The sequence below is a fragment of the Ruegeria sp. CH2 genome, from assembly GCF_056537065.1.
This window is the reverse complement of sequence record NZ_JBQFQV010000001.1, coordinates 1-15,873: the sequence shown is the minus strand read 5'-3', so window position 1 is coordinate 15,873 and position 15,873 is coordinate 1. Positions and strand designations below refer to the sequence as shown.

The 15,873-nt window shown below is 56.0% G+C and carries 15 protein-coding genes; 5 read left to right on the top strand and 10 right to left on the bottom strand.

The genetic code is table 11. From position 1 onward, the window contains the following. Positions 1-68 precede the first annotated feature (68 nt). From ACR0M9_RS00075 to ACR0M9_RS00065, 3 genes are all read left to right on the top strand, one after another. Positions 69-359: an SCP2 sterol-binding domain-containing protein gene (locus tag ACR0M9_RS00075; protein WP_209504212.1), complete on the top strand. Its 291-nt coding sequence runs from the start codon at positions 69-71 to the stop codon at positions 357-359. Then, a complete protein-coding gene (locus ACR0M9_RS00070) occupies positions 359-1,333 on the top strand; it encodes an alpha/beta hydrolase (protein WP_267364481.1) in 975 nt (324 codons plus the stop codon). Before ACR0M9_RS00075 ends, ACR0M9_RS00070 begins: the two co-directional genes overlap by 1 nt. 85 nt (positions 1,334-1,418) lie before the next feature. Further along, entirely contained in the window at positions 1,419-3,239 is a 1,821-nt protein-coding gene (locus ACR0M9_RS00065; protein WP_480772583.1) for a M3 family oligoendopeptidase, read from the top strand. A 190-nt stretch (positions 3,240-3,429) separates the two neighbouring features. Here ACR0M9_RS00065 and ACR0M9_RS00060 read toward each other — a convergent pair whose 3' ends face one another. The 6 genes from ACR0M9_RS00060 to ACR0M9_RS00035 form a co-directional block, all read right to left on the bottom strand. After that, positions 3,430-3,759: a hypothetical protein gene (locus ACR0M9_RS00060; RefSeq protein WP_480508082.1), complete on the bottom strand. Its 330-nt coding sequence runs from the start codon at positions 3,757-3,759 to the stop codon at positions 3,430-3,432. After that, complete coding sequence (locus ACR0M9_RS00055) at positions 3,756-5,366, bottom strand: phage minor head protein (RefSeq protein ID WP_480772582.1); 1,611 nt, start codon at positions 5,364-5,366, stop codon at positions 3,756-3,758. The genes ACR0M9_RS00060 and ACR0M9_RS00055 overlap by 4 nt, the downstream gene beginning before the upstream one ends. Before the next feature lie 172 nt (positions 5,367-5,538). After that, a complete protein-coding gene (locus ACR0M9_RS00050) occupies positions 5,539-5,808 on the bottom strand; it encodes a DksA/TraR family C4-type zinc finger protein (RefSeq protein ID WP_480583687.1) in 270 nt (89 codons plus the stop codon). A gap of 59 nt (positions 5,809-5,867) precedes the next feature. After that, complete coding sequence (locus ACR0M9_RS00045) at positions 5,868-6,842, bottom strand: Gfo/Idh/MocA family protein (RefSeq protein WP_480557237.1); 975 nt, start codon at positions 6,840-6,842, stop codon at positions 5,868-5,870. 272 nt (positions 6,843-7,114) lie between these two features. After that, entirely contained in the window at positions 7,115-8,011 is an 897-nt protein-coding gene (rpoH, locus tag ACR0M9_RS00040; protein ID WP_267366971.1) for an RNA polymerase sigma factor RpoH, read from the bottom strand. A gap of 145 nt (positions 8,012-8,156) precedes the next feature. Beyond that, complete coding sequence (locus ACR0M9_RS00035; protein WP_480772581.1) at positions 8,157-9,191, bottom strand: RluA family pseudouridine synthase; 1,035 nt, start codon at positions 9,189-9,191, stop codon at positions 8,157-8,159. Between ACR0M9_RS00035 and ACR0M9_RS00030 the strand changes: the two genes are divergently transcribed. Further along, entirely contained in the window at positions 9,190-9,492 is a 303-nt protein-coding gene (locus tag ACR0M9_RS00030) for a DUF6476 family protein (RefSeq protein WP_209504220.1), read from the top strand. The genes ACR0M9_RS00035 and ACR0M9_RS00030 overlap by 2 nt on opposite strands. Before the next feature lie 5 nt (positions 9,493-9,497). Here ACR0M9_RS00030 and ACR0M9_RS00025 read toward each other — a convergent pair whose 3' ends face one another. The 4 genes from ACR0M9_RS00025 to ACR0M9_RS00010 all read right to left on the bottom strand — a co-directional run bounded on the left by ACR0M9_RS00025 (position 9,498) and on the right by ACR0M9_RS00010 (position 15,153). Beyond that, entirely contained in the window at positions 9,498-11,405 is a 1,908-nt protein-coding gene (locus ACR0M9_RS00025; RefSeq protein ID WP_480772580.1) for an ATP-grasp fold amidoligase family protein, read from the bottom strand. A gap of 26 nt (positions 11,406-11,431) precedes the next feature. After that, a complete protein-coding gene (locus ACR0M9_RS00020; RefSeq protein WP_480537608.1) occupies positions 11,432-12,451 on the bottom strand; it encodes a glycosyltransferase family 2 protein in 1,020 nt (339 codons plus the stop codon). A gap of 55 nt (positions 12,452-12,506) precedes the next feature. Next, positions 12,507-13,178 carry a class I SAM-dependent methyltransferase gene (locus tag ACR0M9_RS00015; protein WP_209595900.1) on the bottom strand — a complete coding sequence of 224 codons (672 nt, stop codon included), beginning with the start codon at positions 13,176-13,178 and terminating at the stop codon, positions 12,507-12,509. A gap of 94 nt (positions 13,179-13,272) precedes the next feature. Continuing rightward, on the bottom strand, positions 13,273-15,153 hold the full coding sequence (locus ACR0M9_RS00010) for a glycosyltransferase family 2 protein (RefSeq protein WP_480772579.1): 1,881 nt from the start codon (positions 15,151-15,153) through the stop codon (positions 13,273-13,275). Between the two features lie 367 nt (positions 15,154-15,520). Here ACR0M9_RS00010 and ACR0M9_RS00005 point away from each other — a divergent pair, with 367 nt between their 5' ends. Next, the gene (locus ACR0M9_RS00005) at positions 15,521-15,871 is read left to right on the top strand and encodes an Arm DNA-binding domain-containing protein (RefSeq protein ID WP_480772578.1); all 351 of its coding nucleotides are present in this window, start codon (positions 15,521-15,523) and stop codon (positions 15,869-15,871) included. The last annotated feature ends 2 nt before the right edge of the window (positions 15,872-15,873 follow it).

The window sequence follows — 15,873 nt, the reverse complement described above, 5'->3', positions numbered from 1 at the left end:
ACAATAGTCAGTGTAGCGTTGCGACCGGGGATGTCCATTCACGGCGCACTAACAATATGAGGAAAAACATGAGCGAGACTCTTGAAAAGGCAGCCGCCGCTTTGAATGAAAAACTGGAAGGCGGCGCGTTTGATGCCTCGGCCAAGTTTGATATCGCCGATCTGGGTGCCATTGTCCTGGATTCTAACGGTGCGCGGGTCAGCGACGACGATGCTGATGTCACCCTCAGCGCGGATGCCGACACGTTCGAACAGATCCTCAGCGGTGAATTGAACCCGACAGGTGCGTTCATGTCCGGCAAGCTGAGCATTGATGGCGACATGGGTGTTGCCATGAAGCTGGCATCGGTACTGGCCTGATGGAGTTCTCGCCGGCCCCTTTGTTTGAAGACGTGGCCGGCGGCCCCGCCGGTGGAAAGGCCCACTGGTTGACGACGTCGGATCAAAAACGCATCCGCGTTGCTCACTGGCTTCCGGACGGAAAGGCACATGGCACTGTCATGATGTTTCCGGGACGCACCGAATACATTGAAAAATACGGCAATACTGCCAGCGAATTCGTAGAGCGTGGGTTCGCCATGCTGGCTGTCGACTGGCGCGGTCAGGGTCTTGCAGATCGGTTGCTGGACGATGCTCGGGTCGGACATGTCGATCAGTTCACCGATTACCAGCAGGACGTTCAGGTCACCCTGAAACTTGCAGGCGCGCTGGACCTGCCGAAACCGTGGTACGTGGTTGGGCATTCGATGGGCGGTGCAATCGGGTTGCGTGCCGTCATCGAGAATGGCTGCTTTGCCGCATGTGCCTTCACGGGCCCTATGTGGGGAATTTTCTTCACTCCGGTCATGAAACCCCTAAGCCGCGTGACAGCCTATTGGGGCACAGCACTTGGCCTGGGCGAGCGCACACCCCCCACCACAACGCTCAAAAGCTATGTTCTGTCGCAACCTTTCGAGGGAAATATGCTGACCCGTGACCCGGACATGTACCGGATGATGCAGGATCAGTTGAACGCACATCCTGAACTCGCGCTGGGTGCCCCTTCAAACCTGTGGCTGCGCGAGTCGCTGGACGAATGTGCATGGTTGATGGAACAGCCCGCCCCGAAAACTCCGTGCCTGACATTTTTGGGCAGCCATGAGCAAATTGTGGACCGCAAGGCAATTCGTGCGCGCATGGCCAATTGGCCCAACGGAACGCTGATCGAAATTCCGGATGGTGAACACGAGGTGCTGATGGAAGCACCCGAGGTTCGAGGGCCTGTTCTGGACCAGATCGCGGCGCATTTTCTGGCCAACCAGGCCAATGGCGCTTCCAAGCTGGTTTCCTCGTAAACCTTTTCACCTTTGGGATTGGCCGCTTGTGATCCGGGCGCGCCAGCCCTAGATGTTTGCAAAAGCAGTCTACTAAAGGTGACCCATGCGCAACCTTCCCTTCCCTGTCCGTGACGCGAACGCAACCGGTGGTTCCGGCAATCTGGGCAATCTTCCGGAATGGGATCTGAGCGATCTCTATACCTCGGAAGACGCACCCGAATTAGCGCGCGATCTGGATTGGCTGGAAGGTGAATGTGCCGCGTTTGCTGCTGATTACGAAGGCAAGCTGGCCGGTCTGGAGGCCGCAGACCTGCTGACCTGTGTGCATCGCAACGAAAAGATTAACGCCATCGCCGGGCGTATCATGTCCTTTGCCGGTCTGCGCTATTATCAACTGACCACAGATGCAGAGCGCGCCAAATTCCTGTCGGACATGCAGGAAAAGATCACGATCTTCACCACTCCGCTTGTGTTCTTCACGCTCGAGATCAACCGGATCGAAGACGTTGTTCTGAAAGCGCATTTTGCGGCGAACACGGATCTCGCCCGCTACGAACCTGTGTTCCGTCGCATCCGCGCAATGAAGCCCTATCAGCTGTCTGATGAACTGGAAAAGTTCCTTCATGATCTGGGGGTTGTCGGCGACGCGTGGGAACGTCTGTTCGACGAAACGATTGCCGGACTGGCCTTCCATGTCGACGGTGAAGAACTGAACATCGAAGGCACCCTGAATCTGCTGACGGAACAGGACCGCGCGAAACGTGAGGCCGCGGCGCGTGAACTGGCTTCGGTCTTTCAGGACAATATCAAAACCTTTGCCCGCGTTCACAACACGCAGGCCAAAGAGAAAGAAATCGTCGACCGCTGGCGCAAGATGCCGACCGCTCAGACCGGGCGTCACCTGTCGAATGATGTCGAGCCCGAGGTGGTCGAGGCCCTGCGCGAGGCGGTCGTGGCCGCCTACCCCAAGCTGAGCCATCGCTATTATGAGCTGAAGCGCAAGTGGCTTGGACTGGACGTCATGCAGGTCTGGGACCGCAACGCGCCCCTGCCCATGGAAGACACGCGTATCGTGAATTGGGAAGAGGCCCAAAAGACGGTGATGAACGCGTATAATGCCTTTGACCCCCGGATGGGTGAAATCGCGGCGCCTTTCTTCTCAAAAGGATGGATCGACGCGGCGGTGAAACCGGGCAAAGCGCCGGGGGCCTTCGCCCATCCGACGGTCACCGATGTCCACCCCTATGTGATGCTCAACTATCTGGGCAAACCGCGCGATGTGATGACGCTTGCCCATGAACTGGGTCACGGCGTCCATCAGGTGCTGGCCGCCGGTCAGGGCGAGATGCTGTCATCCACCCCGCTGACACTGGCGGAAACCGCCTCAGTCTTTGGTGAGATGCTGACATTCCGCAAGATGCTGGACCAGGCCGAAACCCCGGAACAGCGCAAGGTACTGCTGGCCGGCAAGGTCGAAGATATGATCAACACGGTGGTCCGCCAGATTGCCTTCTACGACTTTGAATGCAAGCTGCACACCGCCCGGCGCGAGGGCGAGCTGACCCCGGATGACATCAACGCCCTGTGGATGAGCGTTCAGGCCGAAAGCCTTGGCCCCGCATTTGAATTCATGGACGGGTACGAGACTTTCTGGGCTTACATCCCGCACTTCGTCCACTCGCCCTTCTACGTCTATGCCTACGCCTTCGGCGACGGGTTGGTGAACGCGCTCTATTCCGTTTACGAAAGCGGCGCGGATGGGTTTGAGGACAAGTATTTCGACATGCTGCGCGCTGGTGGTTCAATGCACCACAAGGAATTGCTGGCCCCGTTCGGCCTGGACGCCAGCGATCCCAAGTTCTGGGATAAAGGCCTGTCGATGATCTCTGGCTTCATTGACGAGCTGGAGGCGATGGAGGGCTGAGACGCCCTCGACAGAGGGTGGCGGCATCTGCCTTGCTGAAATAACCTGCCATGCCTGGCAATGTCACGCCCAAGGGGCTCCTGAATGCCCGCTAAGCGGACAAAGCCTCGTTTCTCTGCGATCGCACCAATGGCGGCTCAGGGTTGGCAGGGCAGAAACGTATGTTTTTTTGACCAAGCTTCTCGGTGATTTAAGGCTGCTCGGCCCAAACCTTGTAGTCGAACAGGGCGCCGTCTTCTTTGGCAAACTGAACAGTTTCGCGAACATATGCGGCGGAACGTTGGGGATCGAAATGATTGAGCCAGTGTTCGGGGTCGTCGCCGATTGGGGCAGGCAAGATGCCGTAGCCGAAATTTCGCTTGACGGTCCCACCGGCTGCCTGTGCGACCTCCATTCTTGAAATGCCAAAGCCGCGTGTGGCAAGATATTCGTTGAAGTCCAGAAGCTCGGCTTCGGAAATCCATTCAGTGCCTGCCCCTGTTTGTGCCTGCTCTATCAGGTCTTCAAACCGTGTATTCATTGCTCCTCCAGAGGACGGATGATGTCGTCCGGTTGGTTCTCTTTGTGCCCAAGCGGCAGATTACGATTGCTTACAGCGAAGACGTTACCATCGGGGTCAAGAAGCACCCAATGGCCATCCTGGCCTGTCAACAGGGTCATATCCTGCCCTTTGTATCTGCCGCGCCCTTCAACGATACCGCTCAGATCTGGACGAGGATTGGCGATGATCTCGTCAATTTGCTCAACATCGTGGCCTTTGAGGCCAATATATTCTCGCCCGCCCCCTTTGCCACCGTGGGGCAGAATTCTGTTGCCGCTAGGTGTCGTTGTGGCCCCAGGTCGGGCTTCGACAATATTCGGCCCCGCCTCTTCCGGGATCGGCGTTGAGACAATGTTGTCGGTCGGATCATCAGGAATTGGCGATCCGGTGTGGTTCGGCAGGCCAAGCTCTTCAATCGGATAGGTTTCAAGCCATTGCTCGACCCGTTCCGGAGTGAAACCCGGCAGTTGCCCCAAGCGGCGTTCATCCTCCGCAAGCTCAGGAAAGACTTCGACCCAGCCTTGCGCCAGTTCCCCATCCTGAAGCCGCAGTTCACCGCGCGCGAACGCTGCCCCGGCGGCTGCGATGAAATCCTGCAAAGCGCGCTGTTTCGCGGGATCACCGCCAACGCCTGTATCAAGAATGGTGCCGGGATTTAGCAACTCATAAAGCGCTGCCGCTTCGGCCCCTATTCGTGCGAATTCGGGGGTCTTGGGCAGGACCGGATACTCGCCGGTGCTAATCCCTTCCTGCACGAGGGCATAGGCTGTCGCCGCCAGGCGACCTTCGACAGTTGTTACATCGACCCCCAGTCGCGCGCCAGCATCGTCCACGCGCCTATCACGCATGGCTTGCGTCCAGTTTTGCAGCGCATCAGACGCAAGAAGCGCCGCGCCGACGCCCGTCAGAGCGCGCAAGCCACGCATCGCCTCCGTCAGATCGAGAGCGGGGACACCATTTGCCGTGGGTGCAAAGTCAGCGAGTACCACATTGCTCTGAACGCCCGGCAGCACTGGCTCGGCATAGCACCTGCAATTGTGTGCCTCGCCGGGATGCCCGCCCTCCGGTGGATTGTTCCAGCGGAAAACGCGGTCGTCATAGGCCGCATGGCTGTCGCGCACCTTGGCATCATCTCGCGAGCGCCAGATGTATTGCTGAATCCCCAAGCTTTCCTGCCGAAGCCGATTTATTACTCCCGCAAAAGCCCGAACGAGACGTTCTTCCATGTCTGTGCGCAGTGGCCGCAACCGTTGCGGATGGTTTTGGTATTCGCCGAATATTCTCTCAAGACGCGCGTCCCAGGCGTCGAGCGCTTCTGACTTTGCATCTGACACATCCCGCAATTCAGCTTCGGAGACAATTGGCACTGTGTCAGGCGGGGTCAGCGCGTTCAGAAGCATCCGAGTGTTTTCGGAGATCACCTGGTCGAGGCGTTCGCTGAAATCGGCCCGTAGAGCTGTGTAGTTAGGAAATGTCGACTTGAGCGATAATCCTACGCGGCGGCCAATCAGATGACCGTGTCGCTGCGCGATCTCGTACTTGCCGTCACCGCCGTGCCTTAAGAAGTGGCTGAAACTGTGTTGCATGGAATCTCCGAAAACGTGCCGGAAATGTTCTATTCACAATTGGTAAACAAAGCCCGAGACTACCGTTCGCAACTTTTTTGCGGAGAGCAACGCATCCTGCTTGCATTGGAGCCAGACATTCATGCACGACGCAGCATCCGACAAAATAGGCTCAAAGCAGCCGCACCTGAGATCACTTCAACTGGCTGTCCTTCGACCCCCGCCGATTGACGCCGCCACGTGCCTTGAACGCACCATCGCGTTCCTGCTGGCACTCAAGGCACAGCTTCACGCCCGGCAAAGCAACGCGGCGTTTTTCAGGGATCGGCTCTTCGCATTCGGCGCAATGGGTCAGGCTTTCACCAACAGGCCGCTTTTGCGCCTGCATCCGCGCCAGTTCATCCGAAATCGACGCTTCGATCTGTTCGCTCACTGCGCCGTCGCGCGCCCAGCCTCCGGCCATGGGTCATCTCCTGCTAAACGTAAGCAAAAGGATAGCCGAGCCTGCGCGCAAAGGGCAAGTTACAGCGAAACTGCGCCCTCGAACACGCGGTCAATCACCTCTTGCGTCCCCCGAGAGAATTCCAGCGGACAGGGATATTCTGCCCCTTCCCTGACCGAGCGGCAGAAGGCCTCGACCTGAAGCTTGTAATGGTCTGCGCCGGGGAACCGGGTGACCAGCACCTCAAGCCCCGGACGATGCAACTCGACCCGGGCTTCACCAAACACACGCGCATTAAACGGTGTAGTCAGGCGGATCAGGCCATTTTCCCCGTGAAACACCATTTCCTGATGGGGATGCATCCGAATGGACACGTAGCTTGAGTAGGTAAAACCGGGGAACTGCGCGCGAATTTCGGTGAAGATGTCGATATCATCCTGCCAACGGATGGCTGACTGTATCGCCACCGGTTCCTGCCCCGTTGCAAACCGGGCTCCGCCAATTACGTAAACACCGATGTCTCGCAATCCGCCGCCGCCCGTTTCAGCGCGGTTTCGAATATTCTGGGTATCTGCCCGATTGTCGAAACTGAACGCTCCGGTTACGTGCACCAGATTGCCGATTGCACCATCCGCAATCAGTTTACGTGCCAGTTGCCACTGGGGGTGATGCACGATCATATACGCCTCGGCGGCAAGCAAGCCGCTTTCGTCGCGCTTTTGGATCAATGCGTCAAACTCGTCCGCCTTCATAGTCATCGGCTTTTCGCACAGCACATGCTTGCCGGCATCCAACGCTTTCAGGCTCCATTCCACATGAAGATGGTTGGGCAGTGGTATGTAGACCGCATCAATACCAGGGTCCGCCAACAGCGCATCATAGCTTTTGAACACGTTCAGATCGGGACAGAAAGACGAAAAAGGTTCAGCCTTTGCCGCATCTGACGTCGCCAGTGCAGCCAGTCGCGCCCCGTTGGCGGCATGTATCGCCGGTGCCATGTATTCACGCGCGAATTTCGCGGCACCTAACACGCCAAACTGAACCGGTTTTTGCATAACGCTCTCCATAGATGTTTGAACCCCAAAGGGTTCGTGACCCTGCGAGATCCGCAGGATCGACCTGTCACACCTTCATCGAAATGAAACGCGTCCTTGCAGTACCATAGCTTTGGCCCTGCGGCCATTCTTTTGGCTTCACAGTCCGGATAGCGGTCATACGCGTTCAGCAGGAAATGATCTGTCAGGACGCGCCGGGCATGTGCGCGAAGAGGCGGTTTCTTCGCACAGATGAAATACCAGCCCGCAGCTATTGCAGGCTGGCATTGTGGTCAGCTGACACCCAGCATCCCTTTTTCACGTGCCAGATCCCGCATTTTCTTTTGCAGCTTCTCGAACGCGCGAACTTCGATCTGACGGATCCGCTCGCGGCTGACATTGTATTGGGCGCTGAGGTCCTCCAGCGTAACCGGTTGATCCAGCAACCGGCGCTGGGTCAGGATGTCCTTTTCACGGTCGTTCAACACGTCCAGCGCCGCAGCAAGCAACTCGCGACGCGCTTCCAGCTCATCGCGCGCCTCATAATCTCCGGCCTGGTCGGCGTCTTCATCCTCAAGCCAGTCCTGCCATTGCATCGTGCCTTCACCTTCAGACCCGACCGTGGCGTTCAGAGACGCGTCCCCGCCGGACATGCGGCGGTTCATGCTGATGACTTCCTCTTCGGTCACGCCTAGATCATTGGCAATTTGCGCGACGTTTTCGGGGCGCAAGTCGCCCTCTTCCAGTGCACCGATGCGCGCCTTGGCTTTGCGCAGGTTGAAGAACAGTTTTTTCTGCGCCGAAGTTGTGCCCAGTTTCACCAGCGACCATGACCGCAGAATATATTCCTGAATCGAGGCGCGAATCCACCACATGGCATAGGTGGCCAGACGGAAACCCTTTTCAGGGTCAAAACGTTTGACCGCCTGCATCAGGCCCACATTGGCTTCGGAAATCACTTCGGCTTGCGGCAGACCGTAGCCGCGATATCCCATGGCAATCTTGGCCGCCAGCCGCAGGTGCGATGTCACCATCTTATGCGCGGCTTCTGTGTCCTGCTCTTCAACCCAGCGCTTGGCCAGCATGTATTCTTCTTCTGGCTCAAGCAGGGGAAACTTGCGAATCTCCTGCATATAGCGGTTCAGGCCGCCCTCGGGCGTCGGCGCGGGGAGATTTGCGTAATTTGCCATTATGATGTCCCTCCGACAAATGTTTAAGTCTTTAACATAGGATATGGGTAAAGAACCCATCCTGTTCAAGAGGTGCTGCTAACAGTCTGAAATTAATCTTTCATGAAGGAAAGATAAGAAACTCTTACTCACAGGACTTTGCTTATTATGTCAGCGGTGCACGAAGCGCGGCAATCAGGTTCTCCATGTCTTGCGGCAGTTCGGCTTCAAACCGCAGGTTTTCGCCGGTCACCGGGTGCTCGAACCCCAATACGGCGGCGTGAAGCGCCTGCCGGGGAAAGCCGGACACGCATTCGGCGGCGGCAGGCGCAAACGCCTTGGTCGCCAGTTTCCGCTTTCCACCATAGACCGGATCCCCGACAAGCCCATGCCCGGCATGGGCCATATGAACGCGGATCTGGTGCGTTCGCCCGGTCTCGAGCCAGCATTCGATCAAAGCCAGACCAGCAGGCGCACCAAATGTTTCAACAACCCGCGCGCGTGTCACAGCGTGGCGCCCGCCATGAAACAACACCGCCTGCCTTTGACGGTCGGTCTTGTGCCGCGCAAGCTGGGTCGTCACACGCATGATGTTTCCCGGCTCAAAGCTGACACCTTTGACGCCGCGCAGACGAGGATCACTTGCATCCGGAACCCCGTAACACACAGCACGGTAATAGCGCTCGACGCTATGTGCTGCGAATTGCTCGGCCAGCCCGTGATGCGCGGCGTCCGTTTTGGCGACCACCAGAAGACCGCTGGTTTCCTTATCGATCCGGTGAACGATACCGGGGCGTTTCACCCCCCCAACACCTGACAAAGCGTCACCGCAATGGTGCAGCAAGGCGTTGACCAGCGTACCCCCGGGCGAGCCCGGCGCGGGGTGCACCACCATGCCTGCTGGCTTGTTGACGACGATCACGTCTGCGTCTTCGAAAACAACCTCAAGCGGGATGTCTTCAGCACCGATATGGCTGTCTTCCGCCTCGGCTACAGTTATGGCGACCTGCGCCCCTTCGGACACTTTGGCCTTTGGGTCCTGAGTCCGGGTCCCGTCGATCCGAACCGCGCCATCCTCGATCAGGCGCGCCAACCGCGTGCGCGACAGGTTTTCACCGTCTGGCACATCCCGCGAAAGCGCCTTATCAAGGCGAGGCGGCGGATCGGCCGCGATCTGAAACTCAATCTGGCGGGTGCCCATGACTGTCCCTTCCGAACCCCAAGAACCGCAGGAAACCCCGCAGCTACGATTACTGCGGCGGATGGTCATGCTGCTGACCGCGGTGATGATTGGCGGGGTTCTAGTGACATTCGCCCTGATTGTCATCCGCCTATCAGACCGCACCCCCACCCTGCCGGATCAGATCGACTTACCCGATGGTGCCCGAGCGCAGGCCCTGACCATTGGATCCAACTGGTATGCGGTCGTGACCGACGACAACCGCGTCCTGATCTATGACAAGACAACAGGAAAGCTGCGTCAGGAAATCGCCGTCGAGTAACCGGATCAGTTCGGGAACAGACGGGTGCCGACCCAGGCCTCACCCATCTGCACATCCAGTTCGGGCGTACGCATCTTGCGTTTTCCGCCAAACGGGCAGAGCGTGATTTCGCCCAGATAAATCTTGTCGCCAATTACATAAAGGTCCACCCGCGCAAACTCGACACGTTGTCCGACGGCTTCGGCAATTGCGACCATATCGTCAAACACCTCTGGCTTGGGCTCGGTGTCATCGCTTGTCTGGAAATACAGCTCTTTCGGGATGAAGTTGAAATCCCGGTCGTGGATCATCTGCACATGCCCCCGAGAGCGGTCCCGGTCGACCTGAACAATCTGGACCTTTCCGGCGACAACCCAGAATTTCCAGTCGATGATGTCCTGACCTTCTGCCGCCAGATCCTCTTCAAGGAAATAGCGCGTTTCGATCGTGGAATACCACCATTCTGCCGCCCAGAAGCCGTGGGGAATGGGTTTATTGCTCCAATTGGTAAGCTTCTCCTGGGCCAGGTTGCGGTCTTCTGTGTTCATGGGCCAGGTGATCCTGTGGTTTTGCCCCTGCCCGTTATTGCATTTGAGCCAATAGCTGCCGGGCTCTAGGTCGAGGTCTTCCGGCAACTCAGGCGACGATGAAACCCAATAGCGCTTCACCGGTGTAACAAGGTTCCTGGCTGGTTCTGGGATATAACTTTCCGCCGTCAACTTATCCGCCGCCGACACTTCGGGCATCTCGGCAAACAGCTTCATGACCAGCATCTTCTCAGTCACGGTCTTGGGGTTGCTCAAGTCAGGCAAATAGCGCTGATTGTTGGCAAACCTCGACAATGACATAGACATGGCATTCAACCGCAATGCGTCATTGGCATAGTGATCCCAACCTCGCTGATGACCCGATTGGGGTTTGTCATTCACCCCATAAAGCCCTTTGTCTTTTATCTTATCCAATTCAACCTGGGCCAATTTGAAGAACTGCTCAGAATTTGCGACCTGAGCTACGGACATCACGCCGTTGGTGGCCTCACTGATTTCCTCTTTGCTGATCCGCAAATCCGGAAGCGAGTCGGGAAACTCAATTTTCTGCGGCGCGCCCCGCCCTCTGCGTGGCAAAGGTGCATTGGCAGGACTGATCCCCAAACCGCGCAGCCTTCGATCCAGAAATGAATGACGTTTTACACCCTTGGCAATCCACCAACGCATCCGACGGCCCCAAAGATGGACGGCCTGCGTCTGATCCGTAAGGTACTTTTTTCGAAACTCCCGCGCTGGAATGTCGTTCGCCTGCCCCGTTTGCCGAAACGGCAACGGGTAAAACACCGGGGGTGGGCTGGCGTGTTCTATCTCGCCATGATGTCGCAGAAACCACGTCATGACACCGGGTCCGTAAACACTGTGTGCCTGATCCGAGGCATGAGGCAACTCACCGGCCTTTTTCTGGCGCTCCAGATTCTCGCGTTCCTCACCTTCTACCCAAGGACGGATCGGGAATGGATCAAGACTGTATTCCGTATACGCTTTCAGCGCGGGGCTGTCGGACGGCAACCGCATGATCGCATTGCAGATCGTATTGCGATTGAAGAAGCCGAAAATATGATCCGCTTTCGGGATCGGTTTCAAAGAAATCACATCCGTATCGCACCAGAGAAAATCGGTTTTTTGCATCAGCTGCAGCCTGAAAATATCAGATTGCGGAACCGGTGTTTTGAACTGGTTGTTCATAATGAACCGCTGCGGTTCGTGAACTTCGTTCGCCGAAACCAGTTCGATACCTTCGGGTACATTCTCGACTTCGTCATAGTGGAACAGCACGACCCTGTGTCCGTTCGCGACAAAAGACAAAAGGCACATCTGCTCCAGAAAACTGAGAGGACCTTCCAACCAGAGCATTCCGATTGTGGGAAGAGTATTTTCCGCGGCCATATGCAGTTTCTCCGAAGGCGGGTTTTTCAGGATTCAGGCTGTTTTACGCTGGAAGACGGTTGCTTGTCTGCCGAAAGACGCGCGTGCAATCCGCGGTCTTTAGCAACAAATTCAACAGCCGGCTTATTAACAAGCGTCTGGTAAAGCGCGTTGTATTCTGGCTGTTTGAGAAGGTCTTCGATCAACGCCTTGTGCCACAGGAATGCTTTTCGGTGAAGCCGAGCTAGCCGCCCATCGGACTGAAACTCCGCCATCAGTGCGTCAACTTCGCCCTTGTACCTGAGGATCGTCTCATCCGTCGCGCCACCCCGGTTCCAGCGGTCCCAGTATTCCGTTCCCAGCGTCTGGGAGGAGTGGTTGGCCCGCCCACGGCTGCGCTTGGCCAGATAGGCTTGTGTGGAGCGGACCGCATAGTGATTGATCTGTGCAATCTCAAATCCAAAAGGCGGTGCAACATGGTTCCCAAAAGGTGCGGGCTCTTTCGCGTGCCCCCCGGGAACGGACCGGAATACACCTGCCTCAAACTCGGACTTGGGATGCGGGTTGTGCATACCATAGCGGAGATAGACTTCACCCTGCCGGAAAAGCGATTTGACGAACCGGCGCCCCGCCCCGCCCTGCTCATACTCCAACTCACCATCGAAAAACTGCTGCGTCACTGGCGCGTCGCGCAACACATGGCGACCGCTGTTCGAGAATATCTTCCATGGAATGGAAATGACATCCACACCCGGTGTGGCCTCGATCAGGTCGTCCACCTTATGGTTTCCGACATGAATATTCAGAAACTCATCCGCATCGCAGACATAGACCCACTTGGCTTCTTTCACAACGGGCAAACGGCGGGCCTGCCTCAGAGCTGATCTGTGAATCCCGCCTGTTCCCACGCGGTTTCTGTGAAACTCAACATGACCCAGGGCCTCAAGACGGCGCAGAATTCTGTTCGTACCGTCCGTGCAATCGTTGGTGTAAACAATGATCTGGTCGAAACCCAAAACTTTATGATGAGCCACCCATTCCAGAATATATGGGCCCTCATTTTTCATTGCAGAGATGAGGATTTTTTCAGGCTTGTTCGTCACTGCCATTCACCCCAGACGCTTAGTCGCCCTGTTTCTTGCTGTCGTCTTGCGGAGTGATTTTTTCTATAGCGATCTGCGCACCAGCAATTGCCCGGATACGCAATTCACGGGGGTGTTTGCCCAGAAACTCGTTGACGGCCCGGATCACCCCGTCGCCCCACCAACCGCGACGGTGGTAATCATCAAACGCCATGATCCCACCCGCTTTGATCTTGGGAAACAACGCCTCCAGGTCCGCAGTTACTCCTTCGTAAGAATGATCCCCATCGACATAGGCAAATGAAATGCTCTCATCGTCAAAGAGCTTTAATGCCGGCACCGAGAAATCGCGAATGATGCCAACCTTGCCTTCCTCGATCTCTTTTTCGAAGGACGCGACGACCTTCTGGAAGATGGCTTCCATCTTTTCGTCTTCGGTCCGACCGACAAACGCCGTTGTATGCGATTCCTCGCCAATATGTTTCCAGGGATCGATCAGAAACAACTGACTGGGTTCAAGCAATTTGAGGATTGTCGGAGAAAACTCGCCCTGCCAGACACCGATCTCAACAGCCACCCCGCCCTTGGGAAGGCGCGTCAGGAACGTACGACGTATCGCGTCTTTTGTATTCTTGCGCTTGGTTGCCTTGTCTGCGTTCGGTTTATTCTGGCTGCCGGGAACAGCACCGATCACTCTGGGTTCGTTTGACATCTCGACCTCACTTGCAGACGGGTATTGAATTCACACGAAACCCGTTTTGTTTATTGGGCAATGGCTAACATGTCGTTGCTTCAAGAACCAGAAGCTATGTGTCGTTTTTGGAAAGTGGTGGCAACTTGTCGATACCAAGCCACGGAGGCTCGAGGCTTGTAATCCGATAGTCACTCGCTTTACTCGCAAGAAAACGGTTAATAGCCGAAGACATTCCGGAATAAGACCCTTTGCCCCGCCTGTAGGATGTAAAAGCGATACTTCCGCCCGGAGCCAGAACCCTGTCGATCCGGTTCAGCAATTGCAACATGACACGCTCGGCGCGAACGCCGCGTATGATCACGACGCCCACACTTTGATCCTGAAACAGCTTCAGCATCAAAGGCGGCAGCGCCCGGTAGACCCTCAGACGCCCCGCAATGATCGGTTCGCGGAAGTACTCCAGCAATGCATAGAACGTGCGATCCAGGGCCTGTAGATTACTGTCTTGCGTCGTATCCTTGCAGGCGAATGTATCCCACGACAGCCCCCATGGCCCGATGATCGTCAATTGAGCAACTGCATCCAATGCGAGTATTTCTTCTACAATTTCGGTTTCGACATGCCCGATCAAAACCCAGTTCTTCTTGCCGCTGATTGACCGCAAGAACCGCTGTCGCTGCTCTTTCGTTCGTTCAACCTCCGGAGACACTGGCGGCAGGAAAGATGGGTCCTTCGGATCGAACGGCAAGTCCACCTGTTTTGCATTAGTGATTAATGCATGCTGCGCCGCCGCTTCTTCGTACTCCATGGCCGTTCCCAGAGAATCCAGCCGGGTAAACCAAGGGTAGTTATTGGGTTTTGAGTTTTCAGGTTTGGACATCTTGCCCAAGCGCGTCCATTTCGCAACTTGCGCGAAAGAAACTTCGGGGTCTTTGTAGGTCTCGGCATCAAAGGAAAGATCGCCTTCTTCCATCACGCCCAGATCCAGCGCCTTGATATATCGCCCCCCGGCAAAATTCTTGTACCGAGTTATGAATCCCTGCGCGGCCTCTGTTTCACGTATCTCCGAGATACGGCGCTTGTGATAAGCAACAGCTTTTTCGTGCAAGACTCCCAGAACACCATCCGCACGTAGTTCATCATACGATTTTACAAGGCGGTCCAATTTGGAAAGGATCGAAAATTCTTCAACTTTGTTGAAGCAATGCATGTGCCAATAGGCTTGTCCCGTCGCCTCCATCTTGGGATGAAACGCGGTTGTGTTTACATCCCCCCGCAGCCGCTTCATCAGATAACTCTCAATGGACCGAACGGCATAGTGGTTCATCCTGAAAAACTGCTGCCCAAAGGCCGCGCCAGTCGTGGAATGAGACCAACCGTTTCGCCGCATTGCAGGTGGCAAGGGATCTCCGTCACCATCAATCCATGCAAAGCTTTCGGCCTTGCCGGCGATTGGGCCACGCGGACGGTGTGTGTTGATTGCCCGATAAGACCCGTTGTTTCTGACAAGCGATTTGAAGGCACGCACATTCTGCGGTGTGACCACCCCCAACTCTGCTGCAGATGTGAATTGTTCGATCACAAACTTGTCTTCAAACTCGACAATCCCATTGTGTCCGAACATCTGCCATATCGCGGCAAATCCGTCTGCATGTGGAAAGGTGCGAAACATATCGTCCAGCGTGCCGTCCCCAACACGGATATCGAGAAATTCGTCGACATCACAAACCAGAATCCACTCGGCCTCAGCGTACCAGGGATGTTCCATAGCGTTCGCATAGGCCGACGCCTGCGGCCCATGCTTCCAGGGACCGGGGTTATCGATATGCACCAGAAAACCCAGTTCCTCGCATCTTTTCAGGATCGCATCGGTGCCATCAGAACAGTCATTCGAATTGACTATGAAATGCGTGAACCCGATCGAAAGGTAATAGGCGATCCATTCAAGGATGAACGGCCCCTCGTCTTTCATCGTTGATATGACAAGTCTCATCGCACCTACCCGCAACCTTGGCTCGCAAACTCAGGACGAAGGGAAAAATCGCATCATTGCAGAGGTATGGCGCGCTTCCCGACACCTGGCTTAGTTACGGGCCTCGGATTTGCAATGCAAGAGAACAGACCAGAACGGCAAAGCCTGCTTCGCATAAGCTGATCCGTGCTTCACAGGATGCGAAAAGATTTGGTGCGGTCGAGATGCCTTGAAGTACCGTTGCCCTGTATTTCTGCTTGTCCCCCTATATCCACCGGCGTGGAAAAAATTGCGCAAGGACAGTGCTTTGCGGGTACTTTACTGTTTCCCTTTAGCTCCAAGTGTTTCACTGTGTCCCTGAATACAGGGTGGACATGAAGGTGGATCGATGCCTGCACTAAACAAACTCACGGCAGTCAAGGTAAAGACAGCGCCTCCCGGAAAATACAACGACGGTGGCGGGCTTTGGCTGCACAAACGCGCTGATGGCGGCGGGCAATGGTTTCTGCGGGTCCAAATCCACGGCAGACGACGCGAAATGGGTCTCGGTTCATTTACGGAAGTGGGCCTGAAAGAAGTCCGTAACAGTGCCGAACGATGGCGTAAGGTCGCCCGGAGTGGCAAAGACCCAATTAAGGAGCGACAGCGTTTGGACCTGTCCCGTTTTTGTGCCGCCCCAAGTGCTCGTTTAAGCCACTTTCCTTTCGAATGCGACAGGGCTTTTCCAGCCCAATGCTGAGT

What these genes read in the sequence shown, in the direction of transcription:
- ACR0M9_RS00025 (WP_480772580.1), bottom strand. Translation starts at nt 11,405, where the DNA reads ATGGCCGCGGAAAATACTCTTCCCACAATCGGAATGCTCTGGTTGGAA.
- ACR0M9_RS00030 (WP_209504220.1), top strand. Translation starts at nt 9,190, where the DNA reads ATGACTGTCCCTTCCGAACCCCAAGAACCGCAGGAAACCCCGCAGCTA.
- ACR0M9_RS00020 (WP_480537608.1), bottom strand. Translation starts at nt 12,451, where the DNA reads ATGAAAAATGAGGGCCCATATATTCTGGAATGGGTGGCTCATCATAAA.
- ACR0M9_RS00070 (WP_267364481.1), top strand. Translation starts at nt 359, where the DNA reads ATGGAGTTCTCGCCGGCCCCTTTGTTTGAAGACGTGGCCGGCGGCCCC.
- ACR0M9_RS00045 (WP_480557237.1), bottom strand. Translation starts at nt 6,842, where the DNA reads ATGCAAAAACCGGTTCAGTTTGGCGTGTTAGGTGCCGCGAAATTCGCG.
- ACR0M9_RS00010 (WP_480772579.1), bottom strand. Translation starts at nt 15,153, where the DNA reads ATGAGACTTGTCATATCAACGATGAAAGACGAGGGGCCGTTCATCCTT.
- ACR0M9_RS00015 (WP_209595900.1), bottom strand. Translation starts at nt 13,178, where the DNA reads ATGTCAAACGAACCCAGAGTGATCGGTGCTGTTCCCGGCAGCCAGAAT.
- ACR0M9_RS00005 (WP_480772578.1), top strand. Translation starts at nt 15,521, where the DNA reads ATGCCTGCACTAAACAAACTCACGGCAGTCAAGGTAAAGACAGCGCCT.
- ACR0M9_RS00075 (WP_209504212.1), top strand. Translation starts at nt 69, where the DNA reads ATGAGCGAGACTCTTGAAAAGGCAGCCGCCGCTTTGAATGAAAAACTG.
- ACR0M9_RS00065 (WP_480772583.1), top strand. Translation starts at nt 1,419, where the DNA reads ATGCGCAACCTTCCCTTCCCTGTCCGTGACGCGAACGCAACCGGTGGT.
- rpoH (WP_267366971.1), bottom strand. Translation starts at nt 8,011, where the DNA reads ATGGCAAATTACGCAAATCTCCCCGCGCCGACGCCCGAGGGCGGCCTG.
- ACR0M9_RS00050 (WP_480583687.1), bottom strand. Translation starts at nt 5,808, where the DNA reads ATGGCCGGAGGCTGGGCGCGCGACGGCGCAGTGAGCGAACAGATCGAA.
- ACR0M9_RS00035 (WP_480772581.1), bottom strand. Translation starts at nt 9,191, where the DNA reads ATGGGCACCCGCCAGATTGAGTTTCAGATCGCGGCCGATCCGCCGCCT.
- ACR0M9_RS00060 (WP_480508082.1), bottom strand. Translation starts at nt 3,759, where the DNA reads ATGAATACACGGTTTGAAGACCTGATAGAGCAGGCACAAACAGGGGCA.
- ACR0M9_RS00055 (WP_480772582.1), bottom strand. Translation starts at nt 5,366, where the DNA reads ATGCAACACAGTTTCAGCCACTTCTTAAGGCACGGCGGTGACGGCAAG.